The 22,668-nt window shown below is 26.5% G+C and carries 19 protein-coding genes; 16 read left to right on the top strand and 3 right to left on the bottom strand.

The features are described 5' to 3' along the window. Positions 1–21 precede the first annotated feature (21 nt). The 7 genes from dnaE (at position 22) to FJO69_RS01125 (ending at position 9,033) form a co-directional block, all read left to right on the top strand. Positions 22–2,991: a DNA polymerase III subunit alpha gene (gene dnaE, locus FJO69_RS01155; RefSeq protein WP_140781176.1), complete on the top strand. Its 2,970-nt coding sequence runs from the start codon at positions 22–24 to the stop codon at positions 2,989–2,991. Continuing rightward, the gene (locus FJO69_RS01150; protein ID WP_140781175.1) at positions 2,984–3,859 is read left to right on the top strand and encodes a 5'-3' exonuclease; all 876 of its coding nucleotides are present in this window, start codon (positions 2,984–2,986) and stop codon (positions 3,857–3,859) included. The genes dnaE and FJO69_RS01150 overlap by 8 nt, the downstream gene beginning before the upstream one ends. Positions 3,860–3,935: 76 nt before the next feature. Further along, positions 3,936–4,592 (top strand): glycerol-3-phosphate 1-O-acyltransferase PlsY, encoded by a 657-nt coding sequence (gene plsY / locus FJO69_RS06815; RefSeq protein WP_140781174.1) that lies wholly within the window; start codon positions 3,936–3,938, stop codon positions 4,590–4,592. A gap of 65 nt (positions 4,593–4,657) precedes the next feature. Further along, entirely contained in the window at positions 4,658–5,515 is an 858-nt protein-coding gene (fmt, locus tag FJO69_RS06810) for a methionyl-tRNA formyltransferase (protein ID WP_211333777.1), read from the top strand. Beyond that, a complete protein-coding gene (locus FJO69_RS06805; protein ID WP_140781173.1) occupies positions 5,505–6,149 on the top strand; it encodes a uracil-DNA glycosylase in 645 nt (214 codons plus the stop codon). Before fmt ends, FJO69_RS06805 begins: the two co-directional genes overlap by 11 nt. Before the next feature lie 125 nt (positions 6,150–6,274). After that, positions 6,275–7,642 (top strand): M17 family metallopeptidase, encoded by a 1,368-nt coding sequence (locus FJO69_RS01130; RefSeq protein ID WP_140781172.1) that lies wholly within the window; start codon positions 6,275–6,277, stop codon positions 7,640–7,642. Positions 7,643–7,653: 11 nt separating this feature from the next. Further along, a complete protein-coding gene (locus FJO69_RS01125) occupies positions 7,654–9,033 on the top strand; it encodes a M17 family metallopeptidase (RefSeq protein WP_140781171.1) in 1,380 nt (459 codons plus the stop codon). A 31-nt stretch (positions 9,034–9,064) separates the two neighbouring features. Here the strand turns inward: FJO69_RS01125 and FJO69_RS06800 are convergent, their stop codons facing one another. The 3 genes from FJO69_RS06800 to FJO69_RS06790 are packed head-to-tail and all read right to left on the bottom strand — an operon-like array spanning position 9,065 to position 11,757. Beyond that, positions 9,065–9,448, bottom strand: a complete 384-nt coding sequence (locus FJO69_RS06800; protein WP_140781170.1) for a hypothetical protein — start codon at positions 9,446–9,448, stop codon at positions 9,065–9,067. Next, positions 9,439–10,830, bottom strand: a complete 1,392-nt coding sequence (gene gltX, locus FJO69_RS06795) for a glutamate--tRNA ligase (protein WP_140781169.1) — start codon at positions 10,828–10,830, stop codon at positions 9,439–9,441. Before gltX ends, FJO69_RS06800 begins: the two co-directional genes overlap by 10 nt. A gap of 9 nt (positions 10,831–10,839) precedes the next feature. Then, complete coding sequence (locus tag FJO69_RS06790) at positions 10,840–11,757, bottom strand: hypothetical protein (RefSeq protein ID WP_140781168.1); 918 nt, start codon at positions 11,755–11,757, stop codon at positions 10,840–10,842. A 108-nt stretch (positions 11,758–11,865) separates the two neighbouring features. Between FJO69_RS06790 and FJO69_RS06785 the strand changes: the two genes are divergently transcribed. The 9 genes from FJO69_RS06785 to FJO69_RS06760 all read left to right on the top strand — a co-directional run bounded on the left by FJO69_RS06785 (position 11,866) and on the right by FJO69_RS06760 (position 22,636). Continuing rightward, positions 11,866–13,896, top strand: a complete 2,031-nt coding sequence (locus FJO69_RS06785) for an Mbov_0121 family peptidase domain-containing ABC transporter (protein ID WP_140781167.1) — start codon at positions 11,866–11,868, stop codon at positions 13,894–13,896. 7 nt (positions 13,897–13,903) lie between these two features. Then, positions 13,904–14,356, top strand: coding sequence for an rRNA maturation RNase YbeY (gene ybeY, locus FJO69_RS01100; protein WP_140781166.1), 453 nt, complete (start codon positions 13,904–13,906; stop codon positions 14,354–14,356). A 1-nt stretch (position 14,357) separates the two neighbouring features. Next, positions 14,358–15,260: a GTPase Era gene (gene era, locus FJO69_RS01095; RefSeq protein ID WP_140781165.1), complete on the top strand. Its 903-nt coding sequence runs from the start codon at positions 14,358–14,360 to the stop codon at positions 15,258–15,260. Between the two features lie 3 nt (positions 15,261–15,263). Beyond that, positions 15,264–17,003, top strand: coding sequence for a hypothetical protein (locus FJO69_RS06780; protein ID WP_140781164.1), 1,740 nt, complete (start codon positions 15,264–15,266; stop codon positions 17,001–17,003). Positions 17,004–17,111: 108 nt separating this feature from the next. Next, positions 17,112–17,252, top strand: a complete 141-nt coding sequence (locus FJO69_RS06775; RefSeq protein ID WP_170177202.1) for a hypothetical protein — start codon at positions 17,112–17,114, stop codon at positions 17,250–17,252. A gap of 84 nt (positions 17,253–17,336) precedes the next feature. Then, positions 17,337–18,719, top strand: a complete 1,383-nt coding sequence (locus FJO69_RS06770; RefSeq protein WP_140781163.1) for an ABC transporter ATP-binding protein — start codon at positions 17,337–17,339, stop codon at positions 18,717–18,719. Beyond that, positions 18,703–19,584, top strand: coding sequence for an ABC transporter permease (locus tag FJO69_RS01080; protein WP_140781162.1), 882 nt, complete (start codon positions 18,703–18,705; stop codon positions 19,582–19,584). Before FJO69_RS06770 ends, FJO69_RS01080 begins: the two co-directional genes overlap by 17 nt. Continuing rightward, positions 19,577–20,437 (top strand): ABC transporter permease, encoded by an 861-nt coding sequence (locus FJO69_RS06765; protein WP_140781161.1) that lies wholly within the window; start codon positions 19,577–19,579, stop codon positions 20,435–20,437. The genes FJO69_RS01080 and FJO69_RS06765 overlap by 8 nt, the downstream gene beginning before the upstream one ends. Positions 20,438–20,446: 9 nt before the next feature. After that, positions 20,447–22,636, top strand: coding sequence for a hypothetical protein (locus FJO69_RS06760; RefSeq protein ID WP_140781160.1), 2,190 nt, complete (start codon positions 20,447–20,449; stop codon positions 22,634–22,636). Positions 22,637–22,668 lie beyond the last annotated feature (32 nt).

The raw sequence follows: 22,668 nt of genomic DNA, 5'->3' as shown, positions 1-22,668 counted from the left end.
GCCATATATAATTTATATATTATGAAATTACTAAACCTTCATTTAAATACTATTTATTCATTTTTAGAAAGTGCTATTACACCAAAAAAACTTTTAGAAAAAGTAAAAAACGATAATTTAGATTATGTTGTTATTAGCGAACATAATAATTTTTATAGTTTTGGCGAGATCTTAAACACTTTTGAAGCAAATGATATTAAACCTATTTTTGGTTTAGATATCACTGTTAAAATTGATAATAAATTAACTCGAATAAACGTTTTTGCTAAAAATGAAAATGATTTTATAGATCTTAAAAAACTTTCTTATCATATATTAAAAAGTAATGATAAGGCTATTGATTTAAATGATTTACAAGAAAACTATAATAATTTAATTTATGTGGAAAATCCAATTTTTGGACCTTTAACTTTTTTAAATAAAGAAATTGCTTTAAATAATCACTTTTATGGAATAAACCCATATGACATTAAAGAAAATCCAATTTATCAAAATCATAAAGATAAATGTTTAATAATGCAACATAACGCAATTTTAGATTTTGAAGAAAATAATGTAATTAAAGCTTTAGGTTCAATCAGAAATGAAACAACTTTTTTAGACATATATGAACCTTGAATTAGTGAAGTAGATAGTCAGTTTGAAGATTTAGTAATAAAAACTAACGAGTTTGTCAAATCATTATATTTTGAAATCAAAAAAGAAAAAAACTTGTTGCCTCATTTTAATAATTTTGATGATAATCAAGCCGAAGAATATTTAAAAACTTTAATTCAAGAAGGAATTAAAAATAAATTAACTAATTTAACTAAGGAATATAAAGAAAGAATAACTTACGAATTTAAGATTATTAAATCTTTAGGTTTTATTAATTATTTTTTAATAGTTCAAGATTGAATCAACTGAGCTAAAAATCATGAAATTTCTATTGGACCTGGTCGGGGCTCAGCAGCCGGCTCACTAATTAGTTATTTAATTGGTATAACTGAAATTGATCCAATTAAACACGGTTTAATTTTTGAAAGATTTTTAAATCCGCAACGGGTAAACATGCCTGATATTGATGTGGACGTGCAAGATGACAAGCGGCATTTAGTTATTGAATATTTAATTAATAAATATGGTTATGATAAAACCGCTAATATTGTTACTTATGCTTCCTTAGGTAAAAAATCAGCAATTAGAGACATAATGAGAATTTATAATGTTATGCCTTTAAAAATTAACGAAGTTTCTAAACTTATTAAAAATGATGATTTATCTTTAGTTGAAGAATATGCAATTAACAAAAGGTTTGCCGATGCGTTAATTAGATTAAATCCTAATGATCCTAATTTATATCAAAACATTTTAACTACTTCTAATGATATAGCTGGTTTTTATAGACAAACTGGAACTCACGCCGCTGGAATTGTTTTAACAAATAAACCATTTATCGACATTATTCCAACTGCAATAAATAATGATCAACTTTTACAAACACAAGTTCCGATGGAATATTTAGAAGGTTTTGGTTTAATAAAAATGGATATTTTAGGTTTAAAAACTTTAACTACCATTAAAGAAATTACTAATTTAATTAAGAAAAATAGAAATATTGAAGTGGATTTAAAAAATATTAATTTTAACGATCAAAAAATCTTTGATTTATTATCAAAAGGTAATACCGTAGGAATATTCCAAGTGGAAAGTCCTATTATGGTTTCTGCTTTAAATAAGATTAAAGTGGATTCATTTAACGATGTAGTTGCGATTATTTCCCTAAATAGACCAGGTCCTATGGAAAATATTCCAAGTTATGCTAGAAGAAAATATCAACAAGAAAAAGTTGAATCAATTTCTCCTAAATATGACGAGATTTTAAAGGAAACTTACGGTATTATTGTTTATCAAGAACAAATAATGCAAATTTTACAAACTGTAGCTAATATGTCATTTGCTGAAGCTGATAATGTAAGAAGAATAATTTCTAAGAAAAAAATCGACGAAATGGAAAAGGTACAGCAAGAATTCCTAGCAAAAGCAGTGCAAAATGGATTCGGTTATGAAATTTCTAAGTATATTTTTAGCCAAATAGAGAAATTTGCTTCATATGGCTTTAACAAATCTCATGCTGTTTCTTATGCTGTTTTAACTATGCAAATGGCTTATTTAAAAGCTTATTATCCATTAGAATTTTATGCTGCTTGCATTTCTTCGGCCCACGGAGCACAAGAAACAATTAATAAATTTGTTAACGAAGCTACTGCTAGAGGTTTTGAAGTTGTTTCACCTGAAATCAATTTATCAGAAGTAGAAGCTACGGTTAAAGATTCAAAAATTATCTTACCATTAACAATGATTAAAGGTTTAGGACCAGAAACCGCAAAACTAATTTGTAAGATTAGAGAAGAAAAAGGTAAGTTTATTAATTTCTTTGATTTACTAATTAAATTAATGAGCGTAAAACAAATAGGTTCTAGCTTAATAAATTTATTAATTAAGGCTAATACTTTAAGGAATTTAGGCTTAAATCAGCAAACTATGCTTGAAGAAATAGCTTTAGAAAATAGCGATACAATGCTTTATTTAAACGTAAATTTAGGTCGTGATTATCAGGAATTAGAATCAATTATTAAAAGTTATAAACCTTCTAAAATAATTGAAGAAAATAAAGAAGAAAATATTAAAAATGAGATTGAACTTTTAGGTCAAAACTACAATTTTGCTTTATCTAATTTACCTAAAAATAAAGTTAGTTTTAGAGAAATGCATAATAATGTTGAATACGTTGCATCTGCTTTATTAGTATCTACTAAAAATGGTGTAGCTAAAAATGGTAAACCTTATGTTAAAGTGGATTTACAAGATCAAAGTCAAAAAATTACTGCTTTTGTTTGAAAAGCCGCTCCTGAATTAGAAAAATTAAAAGATAAAATTTTAGAAGTCGTTTTACTTAAAAAAAGTGATTATCAATACACCTTAAAATCTTGAAAGATAACCCATGAATAAAAATAATTTATTAATCATTGATGGCACATATTTAGCTTATCGGTCATATTTTGCCACATCATATGCTAGTTTAAGTTCAAATGATAATTCTACTGGTGCAATAGTTGCTTTTTTTAGTACTTTTTTCAAATTAATTAAAAACTATAATATTGAAAATGTTTTTATTGCTTTTGATGGCAAAGCGAAAACTTTTAGACATGAAATTTATCAAGATTATAAAGCTGGACGTCAAAAAATGCCTTCATTATTTTATGAACAATTAGATACTATTAGAAATATTTTAGATGCAGCAAAAATCTATAATACTCATTTTGACGGTTATGAAGCTGACGATATCATAGCCAAAGCTTGCCAAACATATAATGATGAAAACATTTTAATTTTTTCTGCCGATCAAGATTTAAATCAGCTTGTATCTTCTAATATTGGAATTATTAAAAAAATTAAAGGTGCAGAAGTAATTATTAATGAAGATAACTTTAATAATTATTACGAATTTAAACCTTGCCAAGTTATTGATTTTAAAGCCATGACCGGTGATTCAAGTGATAATTTTAAAGGTATAAAGGGAATTGGACCTAAAACAGCAGTTTCTTTATTAAATACCTATAGTAATTTAGAAAACATTTATGCCAACATTGATCAAATAAAACCGGCTTGAGCTAATAAATTAATAGAGCATAAAGATAACGCTTTATTTGATAAAAATCTCGCAACATTAAGATACGACTTTGATTTAGAAATGCCCTTATTAGACGATATCGCTTTAAATAAAATTGAATTTAATCAAGAATTGCAAGAAATTTTAACTAAATTTGATTTAAACCAAATATACAAAAATTTTAAGAAAATAGCTTTAATCAGTTAAAGTTATTTTTTATTTGTTTTAATTCAATTTTTTATTTAATTTTCATAATTAAGTTTTTTTAGTTATTATTTTATTTATGTTCCACTATAAATACATCTGAATAAACTTTATAGTTTTAATAATTGCTTATTTAATCGGTTCTATTAACATTGCTATTATTATTACTAAACACAAAAAGAAAGACATTCGCAAAGAAGGTTCACATAATGCCGGAGCAACAAATGCTTTAAGAATTTATGGTATTAAATTCGCAGCAGGTGTATTTATTTTTGATTTGCTTAAATCTTTTATTCCAATAATGATTGTATATACAGTAAAAAGACTAATAGGAAATCAATTTATCTTACCTATTATTGCCGGAGTTGGAGCCATTTTAGGTCATATTTTTCCACTATATTTTAAATTTAAAGGTGGTAAAGGTGTAGCTTCATTTATGGGAATGGTTTTAGCTTATAACTGAGTAATATTTTTAATGTTAGCTGCTGTCTTTATTTTTATAACTTTAACAACTAGATATATTTCTTTGGCTTCGGTTATTTCTTCAACTACAACACCTTTTATAGGTTTTTGGAAAACTTTTAACTATGAAGGTATATTTGGTTATATGCAAATTAACACACCTTATCCTATACACGCCATTATTGTTGTTTTTGCTGCGGTTATAATCATGTTAAAACATATCCCTAACTATATAAGACTAACTAATAAACAAGAAAACAAAATCAAAATTTAAATGGTTTTGTTTTTTATTTTATTTCTAAAATTTAAAGATATAAACGATAAGTTATAATTTTTAACATGAAAAATAAAATTAACTTAGTGCTAGCTGGAACGGGTGATTTTTCAGCTAAAATATTTAAATCTTTAATTGAAAATGAAAACTTTAATGTTGTTGCTTTAATCAGCCAACCAAATAATAAATTAGATAGAAACAAAAAACCTGTTTTAACAGACGTTGCTAGATTGGCTAATGAAACAAATATCCCTTTATATCAACCTGAAAAAATTAAAGAAATATATGAAGAATTAAAACAATTAGATTTTGACTTTTTTATAACAGCATCTTTTGGTCAATTTATACCTAATTCAATTTTAAAACTACCAAAAGTATTACCAGTTAACGTTCATGGTAGTTTATTAGAAAAATATAGAGGGGCAGCCCCAATACAATATGCTTTATTAAATGACGAAAAAGAAACAGGAATAACATTAATTGAAATGGTTGACAAAATGGATGCTGGTGATATTTTAGGTATCGCCAAAACACAAATAAAAGAAGATGATACAGCCTTAGAAATTTTTGATAAATTAGCTAATTTATCGATTGAAAATTTACCTAATTGATTAACAAATATTTATCAAGGTAATTATTCAAGAATTAAGCAAGACGAAACTAAAGTAACATTTGCTAATAAAATAAACAAAGCAGAAGCCGAATTAAATCAAGAGATGAATTGCCAAAAAGCTTTAAATATTATTAGAGCATTCAACAACCAACCGGGGGCTTATATTTTTTTAAACAATAAAAGATTAAAGATTTTTAGAGCTACTAAAGAAAAAATTAAAACTCCTTTGAAAATTGAATTTAAAGATGGATATTTATATTTAATTGAATATCAATTTGAAGGAAAAGCAAAAGTTAAACATGAAATTTAATTGAAATGATTTTTTAAAAGAAGAAGAGAAAAAAGACTACTTTAAAGTCTTAAATAATTTAATAAATTTGCCTAACGTTACTCCTAGTAAAGATTTAATTTTTAAAGCAATGGAAAATTTTAATTTTGATGATTTAAAAGTTGTAATTATAGGACAAGATCCTTATCCTAATTTAGGTGATGCTGACGGTCTTTGTTTTTCTACTAACGCAATTAAAACGCCTGCTTCTTTGAAAAATATATTTAATGAAATCAAAAAAGATTATCTGGATACTATTATTAAATCTAATTCATTAAATAATTGAAAAAACCAAGGAGTACTTTTATTAAATTCAATATTAACAAACGAAGTTGGTAAAACCTTAGCTCATAAAAACTTAGGTTGAGAAAAATTTAATTTACATTTTTTAAATAAAATTAATCAAATTTATAAAAATATTATTTATGTTGTCTTGGGTAAAGATGCATATAATTTTATTTCCAAATTAGATTTAAACAATCAAATATTGTTATCTACTTCTCACCCTTCTCCACTAGGTGCTTATCGCGGTTTTATTGGCTCACATATCTTTAAAAAAATTAACGATGAATTAATAAAATTAAACAAACAAACAATTAACTGATCTACATATTAAAAGTAAAGTTTTTCTAACTTTGCTTTTTAATTTATCAGTTATAAATAAGCAAGGATGTTTAAATGTTATAATTACCATATTAAAAATTTATTTTTAATAAGATTTGAATAAAAAGAAAGGAAAGCATGTTATCAAATTACGAAACTAAACGTAATAAAGAAATGCTTTTACAAGCTTCATACGAAGGCACATTAATGTGCAGTTGTATAGCTCAAAAGGCAAATTATATTACTGAAAATTTTGAAAAAAATGTAGCACACATTTTTATTTCTAAAGATGTTAAAAACTATTATGACTTTTTAAAAGTAGTTGACTCAATCGTTAACTCTCAAAGAAGAAACTACCAAATTGATATAGCATCATTTGCTTCAGTAGATTTTCTAACAGTAGAAGAAGTTTTAAGAGCTTTTGTAATGCGTATTGCATTTAAAGAAGCTAAACTTTACAGTGCTAAAGAAAAATCAAAATCAAAAGAAGGAAAAGTTGAATTATCTTTATATTTAGAAGATAAAACTTACAACAAATACTTTAAAGAATTGCTAGTGATTGCTGACGCTATTAATGCAGCACGTAATATGCAAGTTACTCCACCTAACGTAGCAACCAGTGAATATGTTGCAAAAGAAGTTAAAAAAGATTTAACTGGTATTGAAAACCTAACTGTTAAAGTTTTAAATAAATCAGAAATCGAAAAATTAGGTATGGGATTAATGTTAGCTGTTAACGCTGGTTCATCATATCAACCAAGAGTTGTTGTAGCTGAATACAACGGAAATCCTAAATCAAAAGAAAAATATGTTTTTGTAGGTAAGGGAATTACCTTTGATACCGGAGGTTATAATACCAAGGGTTACCACATGGACGGTATGAAATTTGACATGTCAGGTTCTGTAATTTGTGCTTATGCTGTCAAAGCTATAGCTGAATTAGGTTTAAAAACTAACGTAGCTGCTGTTATGATGTTAACAGACAATGCTATCGATAATAAACCAACTATGCCCGAATCTGTTGTTAAATCAATGAGTGGTAAGACTGTTGAAATTGTTGACACCGATGCTGAAGGTAGATTAGTATTAGCTGACGGTTTATACTACGGTTCAAAAAATTTAAAAGCTTCTTTATTAGTAGACGTTGCAACCTTGACGGGTTCAGTGTCAAGAGCTTTAGGAAAGACATTTAGTGGTATCTGAGCTACCGAGGATTCAAGATGAGAAGAATTAAAAGCAGCCGCAGAAGTGGCTCACGAAAAAGTTTGAAGATTACCTTTACACAAAGATTTCTTAAAACCAATCAATGGTTCTCACGTAGCCGATTTACAAAACTACAACAACGCTGAAGTTTCTGACTGTAATACAGCAGCTATGTTCTTAAAAGAATTTACTAATAAAACTGATTATCTACACTGCGACGTCGCTTCTACCGCAGATGCAAACGGTATGGGTTTAGGTGTTCTTGTGTCAACATTGGTTGAATTAGCTAGAGGACAAAAATAAGGAGGAAAATTATGCAAGTTATTGAAAAATTAGAAACACAAAGAAATAAAAACTATGTTTTAAAAGCAATTTTCAAAGATGATAATTTACCTTCAAACTTAGTTGAAAAACCTTTATACATTACTGACTATATTGACAAAGAACTAGCTTATGTTTACATGGGCGAAAGAAAAGATGTTGATTACGATACTTTATATGATTTAGCGGTTTCATTAGGATATAATGCTGCTAGACCATATCAAATCGATTTATCTTCATTTGTATTAACTGAAAAAATTACAATCGAAGAAGTTGTAGACGCTTTTGTTAAAGGGGTTAATTTTGCAGCTGCAAACTTATACAACAAAAAAACTTTTACCAAAAAAGAAAACAAAAACCAATTAAGTGTTTATGTAGAACAACCAACCGAATCAGTTCTAAATGCGTTTAAAAAAGCTAAAGTTTTAGTTGAAGCCCAAAATTTCGCTAGAAACTTAGGTATTACACCTCCAAACGATTTAAATTCAGAACAATTAGCCGAAATAGTTGCTAACGATTTTAGACAATACAAAAACTTAACTGTTAAAGTTTTAGGTAAAAAAGAAATTGAAAAATTAGGTATGGGCTTATTACTTTCAGTTAACAGAGGATCAACTTTTGAACCAAGAGTTGTTGTAATTGAATACAACGGAAACAAAAAATCATCTGAAAAAACTGTTTATGTAGGAAAAGGTATTACTTTTGACTCAGGTGGTTATAACATTAAAACTGGACGTTACATGGTTGGCATGAAATATGACATGTCAGGAGCAGCTATGGTAGCTGGAGCTATGAAAGCCATCGCTCAACTAAAACCAGAAACAAACGTATCAGCTATTATGTGTATTACCGATAACAGGGTTGACGGCGACGCTTCATTGCCTGACTCTGTTTGAACTTCAATGTCAGGGATTACAGTTGAAGTTAACAATACTGACGCCGAAGGTAGATTAGTAATGGCAGACGGTCTTTACTACGGAGCAACCGTTTTAAAAGCTACAAGATTAGTAGACGTTGCAACCTTAACTGGTGCTATGATTATGGCTTTAGGTCATACATATACCGGAGTTTGAGCTACAACCGATAAAGCTTGAGACGAATTATCAAAAGCAGCTGACAAACAACACGAATTAGTTTGAAGAATGCCTTTTGACAATGAATACGAAGAATTTATGAAAGGTTCTTTAGTAGCTGACCTTAAAAACACAGACTTTACTGGTAATGCTGGCTCATCATCAGCAGCTATGTTCTTAAAAGAATTTACAAATAATTTGGAATATATTCACTTAGACGTAGCCGGAACTTGTGATGTTAACGAAAAACCAATGTTTGCAATGGTTAAAACCTTGATTGAATTATCTTTAAACAAATAATTAATGATTAAAAAAGTAAGCTTTTGAAGGCTTACTTTTTAATTATCATTTTTGCAATGTTATGAGTAATAATATTATCGTTTTGTAAAATGTCGTATTTAAAAGAAATTTCTTCACTATTAATTTTTATATCCAATAAAAAGAAATCTAAAGAAATAAATTTTTCAGCATCTAAATAAAGTTTATTAGCTTTACGTTGATTTAAAATTAAGTGTAATTTTTGATTAGCATAAGCAATAAAAATTTCTTTTTTGCTAATCTTTAAATCACAAGCCATTTTATTTTGATCAACAAAATTTATATTAATAAACTCTTCTTCGATATTTTCTTGATAATCTACTCAATCCGTTTCAACAGAATTATTTAAAATATCGCTATTTTCTAACTGGGTAGTTAAAGTATATTTTAGTTTCATTTATTTAATCTTTCAAAAACAACGTCTTTACCAAATAAATAAATCGCCTTAGCTAATTCAGGACCATGTTCTTCATAAGTAGTTGCAATTCTAATTGGCATAAATAAATCTTTACCTTTAACATTTAAAGTTTCTTTGGTTTTATTTATCGCTTCTTGAATTGCTTCTACACTAAATTCTTTTGCTTCTAAATTCTTTTTAAATTCAAACACAACGTTATTTAGTGCAAATTCAATATCTAAATCTTTTTTAGGTTCTAAATATATTTTTAGAGCTTTTTTCATTTCGTCAATAGTTGCAGCACTTTGTTTGTAAGTATCAGCAAATAATTCGTTTCATTCTTGTGATTTTGGAGAATTTAAAAGAGGAATAATTTCGTTGTTTGACATCTTTTTCATGTATTGTTTTGAAAATCATTCCATTTTAACAATGTCAAATTTTGAAGGAGATTTACTTAAACGTTCTGGTAAGAATTTTTCAATTAATTCTTCTTTTGTCATTAATTCTGATTTATCAGCCGCAGTTCAACCTAATAAAGCTAAAAAGTTAAAAATTGCTTCTGGTCTATAACCTTCATTTTTATAATCTTCGATAAATTGTTTTAAAGTTTTATCTCTTTTAGAAAGTTTTTTACCTTCCATATTGGTAATAATAGTTAAATGTCCGAAAGAAGGAGCATCTCAGCCAAAAGCGTCATAAATAGCTAATTGTTTAGGAGTATTAGTAATATGTTCTTCTCCTCTTAAAACATTAGAAATTTCCATTTGGTGGTCGTCAACAACGACGGCAAAGTTATAAGTTGGATAACCATCGCTTTTTAAAATCACAAAATCTCCAATGTCGTCGCTATTAACAGCTATATTACCTCTTACTAAATCATCTCATTGATATAACTTATTTTTAACTAATGCTAAACGGATTGAATATTGTCCGGCTTGATCTCTTTTTTGTTTTTCTTCTTCAGAAATTTTTAATCAGTTACGATCATATCTAAATGAAGCTACACCAGCTTTTTCTTGTTCTTCTCTTTGTTGATTTAGTTCTTCGGTGGTGTCATATGCTTTATAAGCTTTTCCAGCAATAATAAGTTCATCAACCAAAGCGTGGTAAATCGGTAATTTTTCACTTTGACGATAGTTTCCATATTTAGGATTAGGTTTTAATGGACTTTCATCAGGAATAATACCTAGTCAAGCGAGATTATCTAATTGACTAGCTTCTCCACCTTCAACATTTCTTGCAACGTCGGTATCTTCTAATCTAAAAACAAAATCTCCGCCGAAATGTTTGGCAAATAAGTAATTAAATAAAGCGGTTCTAGCTCCTCCGATGTGTAAATATCCGGTTGGGCTAGGAGCGTATCTAGTTCTAATTTTTGGCATTGTCTTCTCCTATTCGTTTTCGAATACTAAAGCAACTGGTTCTGCTGCGTTTTTTCAGAAACCTTCTTTAGAAACAATATTTTTATAAAATGGTCATGGTCCTTCTTCAAGACTTGGTAAATTGTTGTCAGAATAATTATTAAAAATCTTTTGATATGAAGGTTTAACAACTTTGTCATAAAAGTTAATAGCTAATTCATCGTGTTTTAAAGCTCAATATAAAACTACAAATAAAACTTTAGAGTTATTAGCATAAATGTTATATCTGCTATCTTTGGCAGTAGCAGGAAAGTTTGATGTCATTTCATCCCAAGTAAAAGCATAAACACGATAATCGTAGTTATAACTTAAAGATTTAATATTGAAAACATCTTTATACATGCTTTTTAATTTATAGTCATGTCCTTCTGGTGCTTCGTTGTTAGTTTCACGAACTATTAATTTTCTACCTTCTTTTTCATTGGTTGCAGGTAAATATGATTTTGTAGCTAAATCGTATTCATAAAATGGTCTGTTGCGACTATCTAAAATAGGTTCACCATTTTCATTTAATTGAATTCTTCATAAATCATTAGATTGAGTTCCATCTTCTAATTCTAAAACAGCGTGTGTAGCTAATTTAGCTTTATCAATAGACATACCCGCAGGATATTCTATTCCGATTGGATTTCCGTTTTTATCATATGAAGCAGTTGGTTTAGCAACTCAATATAAGGGGTCTTCGTTTGAAACTGGATTTAAATTATATAAATTGTTATTTCTTCAATTTCTTGCAGAACCTTTTAAATGATATTTATTCTCTTTCAAACTACTAGCTAAATCTTCTTTTAATTCAATAGTTGGTTGTTCGGCACATGATACTACGGTCATAGGTAAAATTGTTGCAGCTATTGGTAATAGTGATAATAATATTTTCTTATTTTTCATAATGTAAATTATACATATTTATAAGAATATGTATAGCCCCTATTATTCAATTTCTTTATTTTTTCTTAAGTTTACAAATTAAAAATTTAATTGAAAAATAATAGAAATATGTGAATAGGGCAACAAATAGATGTTAAAGATTGTGGAATTTATTTAATTCAAGCTTTTTTAAAATATTTTTATAAATACAAGTGTGATATTAATTTTTTAAAAGAAAATGCAGTATATGACGAATTAGGAATTTCTTTGTTTTCCTTACAAAATTTAGGCAAAAATTTTGGATTAAATATAGAAGTTTTAGAAGGTAATTTTAATAATTTAATGGAAAATAAATTGTCAAAGCCGGTTGCAACTATTTTAAAAATAAATAACTTTTATCACTATGTAATAATTGAAAAAATTTACAAGGATTTTGTTGTTATTAATGATTCGGTTAACGGTAAACATATAGTTTTATTATCGGACTTTAAAAATTTATATCAAGGTTTTATTATTCTGTTTGATAAGGTCGGGGGATATGTCGCTTGCTTCCCTAAACAAAATTACAAAATAAATCTTAAGATAAAAAAATATTGATTGTTCTTAAGCTTATTATTATCTATCGTTAGTCAGTGTTTTGCATTTGCTTTATCTTTTTACGGTAAGTATATTTTTGACTCGCTTTGAAGTATTGATAAATCGAATAAAATAATCACATATTTTGTGGTTTTTAGTTGAATTTTAATATTAAAATGTATTGCAAATTTGTTTAATTTTTTAATAAACAAAAAGATACTTTTTAATTTAGACAAATCGTTAAATAAAATGTTTTTCAATAAGTTAAAAACTATTAAACAAAAAGATATAGATAAGATATCTAAAACTAATTATTATCAAACGTTTTTATTAATACCTATTGTTGTAGAACATAAAATAACTATTTTTAATTTATTAGGTGCGGGAATAGTAAGTCTTGCTAGTTCAATAATTTTACTAGCGATTATAATGTGACAATTTTTATTGATTACAGTTTTAGCTAATTTACTAATATTTATTTTTAGCTTGCTTTTTAATTTCAAAAGTAAAAAATTAGTAATTAAAATTTTGGAAGAACAAAATTTATATATTGAAAATATGTTTGAAATTTTTAAAACCGATAATTTAAGATATCATCGAAATTACAACGAGGTTAGGCTAAATAAATTTGAAAACAATTTAGAAAAACTATTTAATTTAAAAAATAAATTTGTTTTATTAGATGAAAACAAAAATCTAATTAATAGTTTTATCTTTAATTTTGCTTCAATGTTGACAATATTTACGGGAGCTATGTTTTTTATTTATAGTTCAATGGATTTAGGAAATATTTTACTATTTTCGGCGGTTAATATTTTTCTCACAAACCCAATTCAAAAATTAGTTAATTTAATATCTAAAAGAAATTATTTTCTAACAAGCCTAATAAGAATTAAATATTTTTTAAATTTAACAAATAAAAAACTTACAAGTATTTGTTTTGAAGATGACGATATAAAATCTATTGTTTTTAAAAATTTTTGTTTTAAATATGGAACAAAAAATGTAATCAATAATCTTAATTTGTATATTAGTCAAAATTCAATTTTTGAAGGTAAAAATGGTTGTGGCAAAAGTTCTTTATTAAATGTATTGTCTAAAATATACGATAAATATGAAGGTTCTTTATTAATTAATAACATTGATTTAAAAACAATAAATTATGAAAATTGAATTGAACATGTTTTTATTTCAAATTCTAGAAATTTCTTAGCTAACGATATAGTTTTAAATAACATTTGTTTAGGAATTAAATCATACGAGCAAACATTTTTAAATAATTATCAAAAGTATAAATTAGAGGATATTTTTAAAGAATTCAATTTAAGTCTAATAACAAAAATAGAAAACAACGGTGAAAATTTATCCTCTGGTCAAAAACAATTAATTTTTATAATGCGGCTTTTTATTAAAAAATATAAATTGATTTTATTAGACGAAGCTTTTGAAAACATTAAAAATGTAGTTTTTATAAAATTAAAGCAATTTATTTTAGCTTATCAAAACAACGCTTTTATACTTGAGGTTTCACACAACAAAAAATTTATTACAAAAGCCAACAAAAATTCTTTGTGTTTTTTATAATTTGTTTATGAATAAATTGACTTTTGAAAATAACAGCAGTTATGATTTTGAATTTAAACAAGATTTTGAAAATATTTTAGAACAAGCTCGTAAAGAATTTAAGTCAAAAAAACCATTACAAGTGGATGTCTTATTTGTTGGTTATAAAAAAATGAGACAGCTTAATAATCAACACAGAGGAAAAGACTATACAACAGATATTTTAAGTTTTCCTTTCGACGCCCAAGAAGAATTAGATTTTTTAGATTTTAAGCCTCTAGGACAAATAATTATTTCTCCTTGAAAAATTAAAAAACAAGCAAAAGAATTCAACCACAGCTTAAAAAGAGAATATTGTTATATTTTTGCCCACGGAATAGCTCACCTTTTTGGTTTCGATCATATAACAGAAGAAGAAACCAGAATTATGAACGGCCATGTTGACAATATTATGAAAGCATTAAACATTAAAAGGATTTAATATGAATAAAGAAAAAAATATTTGTGTAGTAGGTTTAATAGGAAGACCTAATGTAGGAAAAAGTACTTTGATGAATGGATTGGTTGATTATAATGTTGCTATCGTTACATCTGTCCCACAAACAACAAGAGATGAAATTAAAGGCATTTATAATGATGAAGATTCTCAAATTATCTTTTTAGATTGCCCGGGAATTCATAAAGAATATAATTTACTATCAAAAAAATTAAACGAAAAAACTCAACAAGTAATTCAAGAAGCTGAGTTGATTTTATTTTTAACTCCTGCTAATGAAAAAATAGGCAATGGTGATAATTATATAATCGAAAAACTAAAATCACTAAATGTTAAAAATAAAATTGCTGTTATTACAAAAGTTGATTTAATTAGAAACAAAGAAAACTTAGAAAAGAAAGTTTCATATTTAAAGGATCTTGGTTTTGATTTAGTAATGGGTGTTGGTTTAAATATGCCAACAACTTACAAAGATCTTATTGAAGAAATAAAAAAATACTCTCATAAAGATATACCTTTATATGATGAAGACGAAGTAACAGACGTTTCAATGCGTTTTATAGCAAAGGAAATAATAAGAGAAGCTGCCATACCTAAATTAAGAGATGAAATACCTCATTCTATTGCTGTAGAAATAGAAGATTTCAAAGAAGAATTCGATAATTACGGCGAAGACTTATTTAGAATATACGCAACAATTTACACCAAAAGAGAATCTCAAAAATCTATTATTGTCGGCAAAGCTGGATCTATGATTAAAAATATTTCTACTGAAGCAAGAAAGAAAATGGAATTGGATTGAGGCGTTAAAGTGTTTTTAAATGTTAGAGTTAAAGTTGACGAAGACTGAGTAGAAAACGAAGTCAAAATTAAAAGGTACGGTTATTAAATAATGAGAATAAATCATAAAACAAAAGTTATTTTGATAACTTTATTTTGTATTTTAACTTTTGGTATTTTTATAGGCATTTTAGGATATAAACTATCTATGCCTTTTCAAGTAAGTATTTATAACTATGAATCCTATATAAATAAGAATATTGAACGAAAACTAAAGAAAAATTATTCTTACCATGTATTTACTGAAATAAACGAATTTACAAAAGCTATTAATAGTCAAAAAGCGGTAGCCGGTGTTGGTTCAGATCACCAAATAGCCCAACTGATAACAGAAGGTAAAATTCAAAAAATTGATTTTAGTATTATTTACCCTGATTTATTTAAAGATTTAAATACAAAATATGAAACAGTTTTAGACTATGATTGCGTCGAAGATAAGGATAATTCAGAAAAAACAAATAAATATAAAGAATATTTAAAAAATAAAAAACAAATTATTTATAACTTATATCCTTCTTTTGTTCGAGAACATTTAGATAAATACAACGAATGATTAAAAGATACTGTTAATCAAACAAATAAAAAAATAATAAAAAGCCCATTAGGAAAAGTTATATACAATTTAGATTTGGATGAATTTTATGAATATAATGTTCCTTATTTCGTCCAAGACAAAATGATTACTTACAACGTTAATAAGACTTTTAAAAATCATTTAAATATTAGTTCAAATATTGAAGATAATTATGATGCTTTTGAGTTCCCGAAAAGCGGAACTATAATAGAAAATAACAAAGTGGTAAAATATTCAACTTGACTAGATATATTAACAACTTTAAATCAAAAATATAATTACAAAATTTTTAACTGAACTAACTCTTTTTTAGATAACACAATGATCGGCGAAACAATAGATAAAGATTACTGATATGATGAAAAAAATAAAACTTGAAAAAATTTAGATTTTAGTAATTACCGTAAAGCTGTAGATGATTTTATGAAAATAGTTCAAAAAGCAACAGGTCATTCTATTAGAGATATTCAATATAATAAATTAATTACTAATGGTTTAGAATTAGTTAATTCAATTATCGAACCTTCAAAAATAAAGGGCGATGTATCAATAATGTATAACGGCGATACATTAGATTCTTACTATGCCGAAGATAATTTTGCCTCTTTAGGAGAAATAAGACAAATAAATTACATTCGTCCTAAAAATAATTATTTATTAATGGATGCTTGAATAATTTCTCATGATGTTGAGAAAAAATCTGCTGAAAAATTGTTAAAAATATTAAAAGACGATTTATTTGAAGGTCAAGATTATTCAGTTGAAAAATTGAATAAAACATATATTGAATATATAAAAAATAATTTAGATGAAAATAAAAAATTACAACTAGATGAATTAATTTTGAAAGCCCAAAAAATCGGTTTAGATTCAATTCAAAAGTTAATTCAAAATCCAACCAAGGGATTTACTAGCTTTTATAAAGAAAACAAAGACATTTTTGTAGATGCTATGGAGTTTGTGCCAATAATATCTAACTTTGATGCTGTAAACTATACAGTTCCTTATCAAAACTTAATCGAATGATTAAAAGATTGATATTTTTTAACAATTAATAATCAAGATAATATCGAAAAAGATGAAGCAGCTTTAAATATTTTTAATATCTCTAACGTGGATAAAAACGGCGAAATTATTTACCATAGAATTTATCAACCACTACCTTTAAAATTAAAAACTTTATTAACTGAATATTATTTTAGAGAAACAAAATCTTAACAGCATTAAAACTGTTATTTTTTATATATTGTTTTTAAATTAAGAACATATTTAATATATATTTTTTATTATTAATAATAAACTTTATTTTTTTCTATAATTTTAACTATGTTAAAAAAAGCAATCTTAATTTTAAAAGATCACGTAAAATGAACTCTTTTAAACAAAGAGTATTTTGCTTTTTTTGCTTTATGAAAAAATAATGTAATTGAAAGTTCAACACATAATTATGATTGTGCCTCCCTTTAGAGAAACTTGTTTGCAAGTTTCGAATATTTGAATTAATAAAATAAAAGCGAATTTTAATAATTTACATATTATGAAAGGGTATACATGCAAAAATTAACAAAAATTAACAAAAACGAACCCATTATTCAACTTGTTGACATTGTTAAAACTTATGACGATAAAATGGTTTTAGACGATGTGAATCTATCGATTGATAAGGGTGAGTTTATTACTTTGTTAGGTCCATCTGGATCAGGTAAAACAACCATTTTAAGAATTATTGGCGGTTTTGAATGAGTAACACGTGGTGAAGTTAAATTTTTTGGTAAAGATATCAAAGATTTAAGCCCTCACAAACGTGATGTTTCAACTATTTTTCAAGATTATGCTTTATTCCCTCATTTAAATGTCGAAGGAAACATTAAATATGGTTTAAAACTAAAAAGAATACCAAAGGAAGACATTCCTAAAAGTTTTCACGCTAAATTAAAAAACCAACAAAAAAAATGAGATAAAAAAGCCAAAATGGAAATGGCAAAACTTGACAAAACAATGTCAGAATATGAAAAAATCATTGAAAGCGAAGTTAAGCTGCCAAAACGTAAAAAAGATCTTATTCAATCTTGAATCGACGATCTAGATTTTAAATATTCTTACTGAGAAAACTATACCGACCTTAAAACTGAAGAATATGAAAAAAGATATTTAACAAGACCAATTACAAATGCCGAAATGGATTTAGAAGTTCAACAAATAATGAAACTTGTAGGTCTTGAAGGAAACGAAAAGAAAAATGTTAATTTCTTATCTGGTGGAATGAAGCAACGTGTTGCTTTAGCTAGATCTTTAGTTATTGAACCTTCTATCTTATTGCTAGACGAACCTTTAAGTGCCTTAGATGCCAAAATTAGAGAAAAAATGCAGGCATTATTAAGAGATATTCAACAAAAATTAAAGCTTACTTTTATCTTTGTTACTCACGACAGAAATGAAGCTTTACAACTAAGTGATAGAATAGCTGTTATTAGAGATGGTAAAGTAGAACAGTTTACCGATCCAAAAACCTTATATGACTATCCTGTTAATAAATGAGTAGCAAACTTTATTGGTGATTCAAACTTTTTTGACGCTGAATTTGTTGCACCTAATAAAGTTAAATTTATGGGTAAAACTTTTGAAACAATTCATGATGAATTTGAAAAAGGTGAAAAATTAGACGCCTTAATAAGACCAGAAGATATTTCTATTGCTCGTGCAAAAAATAAAGCAAGATTAATCGGAAAAATTACCAAATCAACTTATGGTGGAAGCTACTACAACTATGAAGTTGACGTTAAAGGTAAAACTATCTACATTGAAACTTCTTCTAAATATCCAGTTGACAAAGAAGTGATGCTAACCTGAGATGTAGATTCAATTCATTTAATGAAAAAAGATTTAAAAATGGAAGCCGCTGAAAGAGAAGCTAAAAATGCAGAAAGCAATTAATGCAACTTTAAATCAAAATAAAAAAGAAAAAAAGAAAAATAAATCAAGCGGTATTTCTAAATTACAAGCTTCAATGCTTGTGCCATATTTAATCTTTTCTATCCTATTTATTATTCTTCCAATGATTTTAATTTTCATCTATGCTTTTAAACCATTAGATTCCCAACAAGCTTTAGAAAACTGAGAAATTGCAGGTAAAAAATCTACTTGAATAATTATGGGAAGATCTATTGGAACCGGAATATTAGCGGCTTTCTTTGCCTTACTAATCGGTTTACCTTATACCTTTATTATTGGAAGATCTAAAAATGTTTTATTTAGAACTTTAGGATTAACTCTGATTTTAAGTCCCTTAGCTATTTTTACTATTTCAAAAGCCTTAGCTGTTAGAGGTTTATTTTCAGCGATGTTCGATGAAAACCATCTAAATAATTTAGCTTTTATGGTTTTTGGTATGGTTTATCTATACTTACCATTTATGGTTATGGCTTTATATCCTGTTATTAAAGATATGCCCAAAAACATTTTAGAAGCCTCAGAAGACTTAGGTTATTCAAAATTTCAAACTTTTATTAAAGTAGTATTACCTTATTGTGCAAAAGCTATTTTAAGTGGTTTTGGTATTGTTTTAATGATGGCCGCAACTTCAATTATTATTGCAGATAAACTATTACCAAACGGGAGTCAACAACAATTAATCGGTAATTTAATAAATCAATTTGCCAACACCTCAAACCCATTCGATTTAGCTAACGCTTCAACACTAGTTATTATTACATTAGCAGTCCTACTTGCTATATACGGTTTAATTTATGGAATTCCATATTTAATTACCAAAAAAAGACAAGGAGGTTCATATGAATAAATTTAAAAGCTTTTTAAAACATTCATACGTTTTTGTTATTTTAGCTATTTTATACATTCCAATTTTATTTGGAACTATTTATTCATTTAACTCTCCATCTGATAAAGGGGTGTTTTCTGTAACAACTTGAAACAGAACCTCTTTTCAAGCTTATACCGAATTATTTTCAAAAAGTCATGGTTTGGCTTTTGTTAACTCATTACTATTGGGATTAGCAACTTCAATATTAGTTATAACAATTTCTTTATTAACTGTTTTTGCTTTATGAAGACATAAAAATAAAACGACTAGAACTTTTGTACAAACTACTTCTAACGTCCCTTTAATTAATCCTGACGTTATCACCGGTTTAACATTAGCTATCGTTTTAAATCTTATTTTCTTCGGAACACTTAAAGCTACAAGCGAAGGGTTTTTTAGAGCGATTATTGGACATACTGTAATGTGTCTGCCTTACGGAATTCTAATTATGCTTCCAAAAAGTGATAAGTTTTCTAAAAACATTTTTGAAGCCAGCCAAGATTTAGGTTATTCAAAATTTAAAACCTGATTTAAAACTTACTTTGTTTACATGTTAGGTTCAATCGGTTTTACATTTGTTATTACAATAGCATTATCATTTGATGACTTTATTATTACTAGAATAGTGTCAAATACTGAAACACTTGGTACTCAGTTATACGAAGGGCAATTCCAAGCTTGATCTTTAGCTATTGGAGCCATTTCTTTATTAATAGTTATTTTCGGTAACAGTGTTTACGCAGCGGTAAAAGGTTCACAAGCTAAAAAAGCAAGAAAAGCAATTCAATTAACTACTAAACAAAATAGATTAAACGAAACAAGAGCTAGATAGGTGTAAAAATTGAGATCTAAAATTTGAAAATCTATTATTGCTATATTTACTGTAATTGCTTTTATTGCTATTGTTTTAACTGCTATATTATTTAAAGGCTTAAATAAATATCGCCCAAGTATTTATAACTATGAATCTTATTTATCACCAAACATCATAACTAAACTTAAAAAAGAATATAACTATAAGGAATTTAAAGAAATTTCAGAATTTAGTCAAGCTTTAAATCAAGAAAAAGCTATCGCTGGCGTTGGTTCTGATTTTCAAGCGGGACAACTTATTATTGATAAAAAAATTAAAAAAATTAATTTTGAAAAAATTTACGGTGTTGGAACTAATAACTGAAATTTAAGAAAAAATTTCTATACTCCTAACGTTATAGAACATATTGAAGAACTAGATAATATGGTTCTTTTAAACATTGAAGAAAAAAAGAAAAACAACGAAAAAGTTGGTTTTTGAAGTGATGGTAAAAATTATTTATCTTTACCTAAGGGCATTTATGCTGACAGTGAAAACATTAACGAATATGTTGAAAAATTAAAAGAAGAAAACTTTAAGAAATACGGTGATCCCTACGACCATTTTTATGATTATATTTTGCCTTATTACAGTCAAGACAAAGGTTTCGCTTACAACATAAATGAAACAACTAGACCTAATTTAAACATTGAAAGTGTTAAAAAACAATTAGAAGATCAAAGTGAAAAATTAAGTTGAATAGAAATAGCGAATATTTTAAAGAACAATAATTACAAACATTTTGGTTGAACTAATGCTTATATTGATAACTTAATGATTGGGGCTATAACTTATGGTGAAAACTGAAAGGAAATTTTCACTAAAAAAGTTAATGGCAAAGATTTATTTAACTTTAACAATGACAACTACAAATTAGCTATTGATTCATTTAATAAATTTGTTAAATACGCTTCGGGAGCTTCTATTAGAGATACACAATATAACTTTTTTAGCTCAGACGGTTTAGAACTATTAAACTTTTTAATTGAACCTAAAACAGGGCGTTCAGATGTAGCTATTGTTTATAATGGTGATGCTTTAGATGCTTATTATTCAAGCGACAATTTCTCTTCAGTTGAAGAAGGAAAAATCAGATTTATTAGACCTAAAAATAATTACATTTTAATGGATAACTGAATCTTATCTAACGGGTTAAGTGAAAAAGATTCAGATGCTTTTTTAGAAACTTTAAAAGATTTAGTTTATCAATTAAATCCAAGTGTTAACCAATATATTAATGCTTTATTATTTGAAGATAGCCTTCTTCATTTTAAAGATAAAAAATGATCTAATTATTTAAAAAGCTATATCGTTAGTCAAATGACAATTGCTTTAGAAAAAGATAAAACATTGAGTGAAAAATTAGAACAAATCTTAAAGGATATTAATACAAATAAAAACTACGATGAGGATAATAAAATAGCCAAAATTGATTCTGTTTTAAATTTATTTAATATTGATATCAACACAATTAAACTAATTGAAAATAACAATTTTGATGTTAATAAAAGTAAGATTTCTATCTTTAATAGTATTGCTAATTTATCATCTTTACAATTAAATGAATTAACAACGAAAATGCATGAAATTAATAATTTAATTAAAGATCCTTTGCTTTTAATTGAAGATGAATTTTTTAAAGAATTTAAAGAAATTATTGATGAAAATTCTGAGACGTTAGAAGAAAATAAAGAATTATTTAACAAACAAGTTGAATTATTTAAGAATGACCAAGAATTTATTGAAACTTTATCTCAAAAAACAAATCAAAAAATAACCTCAGAAAACTTTGTATCTTACAACCAATCAATGTTTGAAAGATTTTTAGATAATCCTAGAAATCCACAAAACTATAATTGATTTTTAGTATGACGCGATGGTGCATATGGTGACGGTCAAGACGAGGAAACGAATTTATTTAGTGAAATATTTGAAGATCTATTTACTGAAAGCTCTATTGCCGAAATAAGTAATTTTGATTATATTTCATATACTCCAACCGATCTTATGACATATGAATTTATTAAAAAATGATATTTTGCCGGTGACGAACAAGCTATTGCTATTTATCAACAACCGGAGCCTAACAATGAATACAAAGTTTATTCATATCCATTTATTGATAATAATTTAAGAACCAAAATAGCTTCATACTATTTTGAAACTACAAAATCTTAAAAGACAAATCGCAAGATTTGTTTTTTTATACT

The sequence above is a fragment of the [Mycoplasma] falconis genome (assembly GCF_006385795.1).
In the GTDB taxonomy this organism is placed as follows: Bacteria; Bacillota_I; Bacilli_A; order Mycoplasmatales; family Metamycoplasmataceae; genus Metamycoplasma; species Metamycoplasma falconis.
Note: the sequence above shows the minus strand (reverse complement) of the source record. Positions and strands in the feature narration are given on the sequence as shown.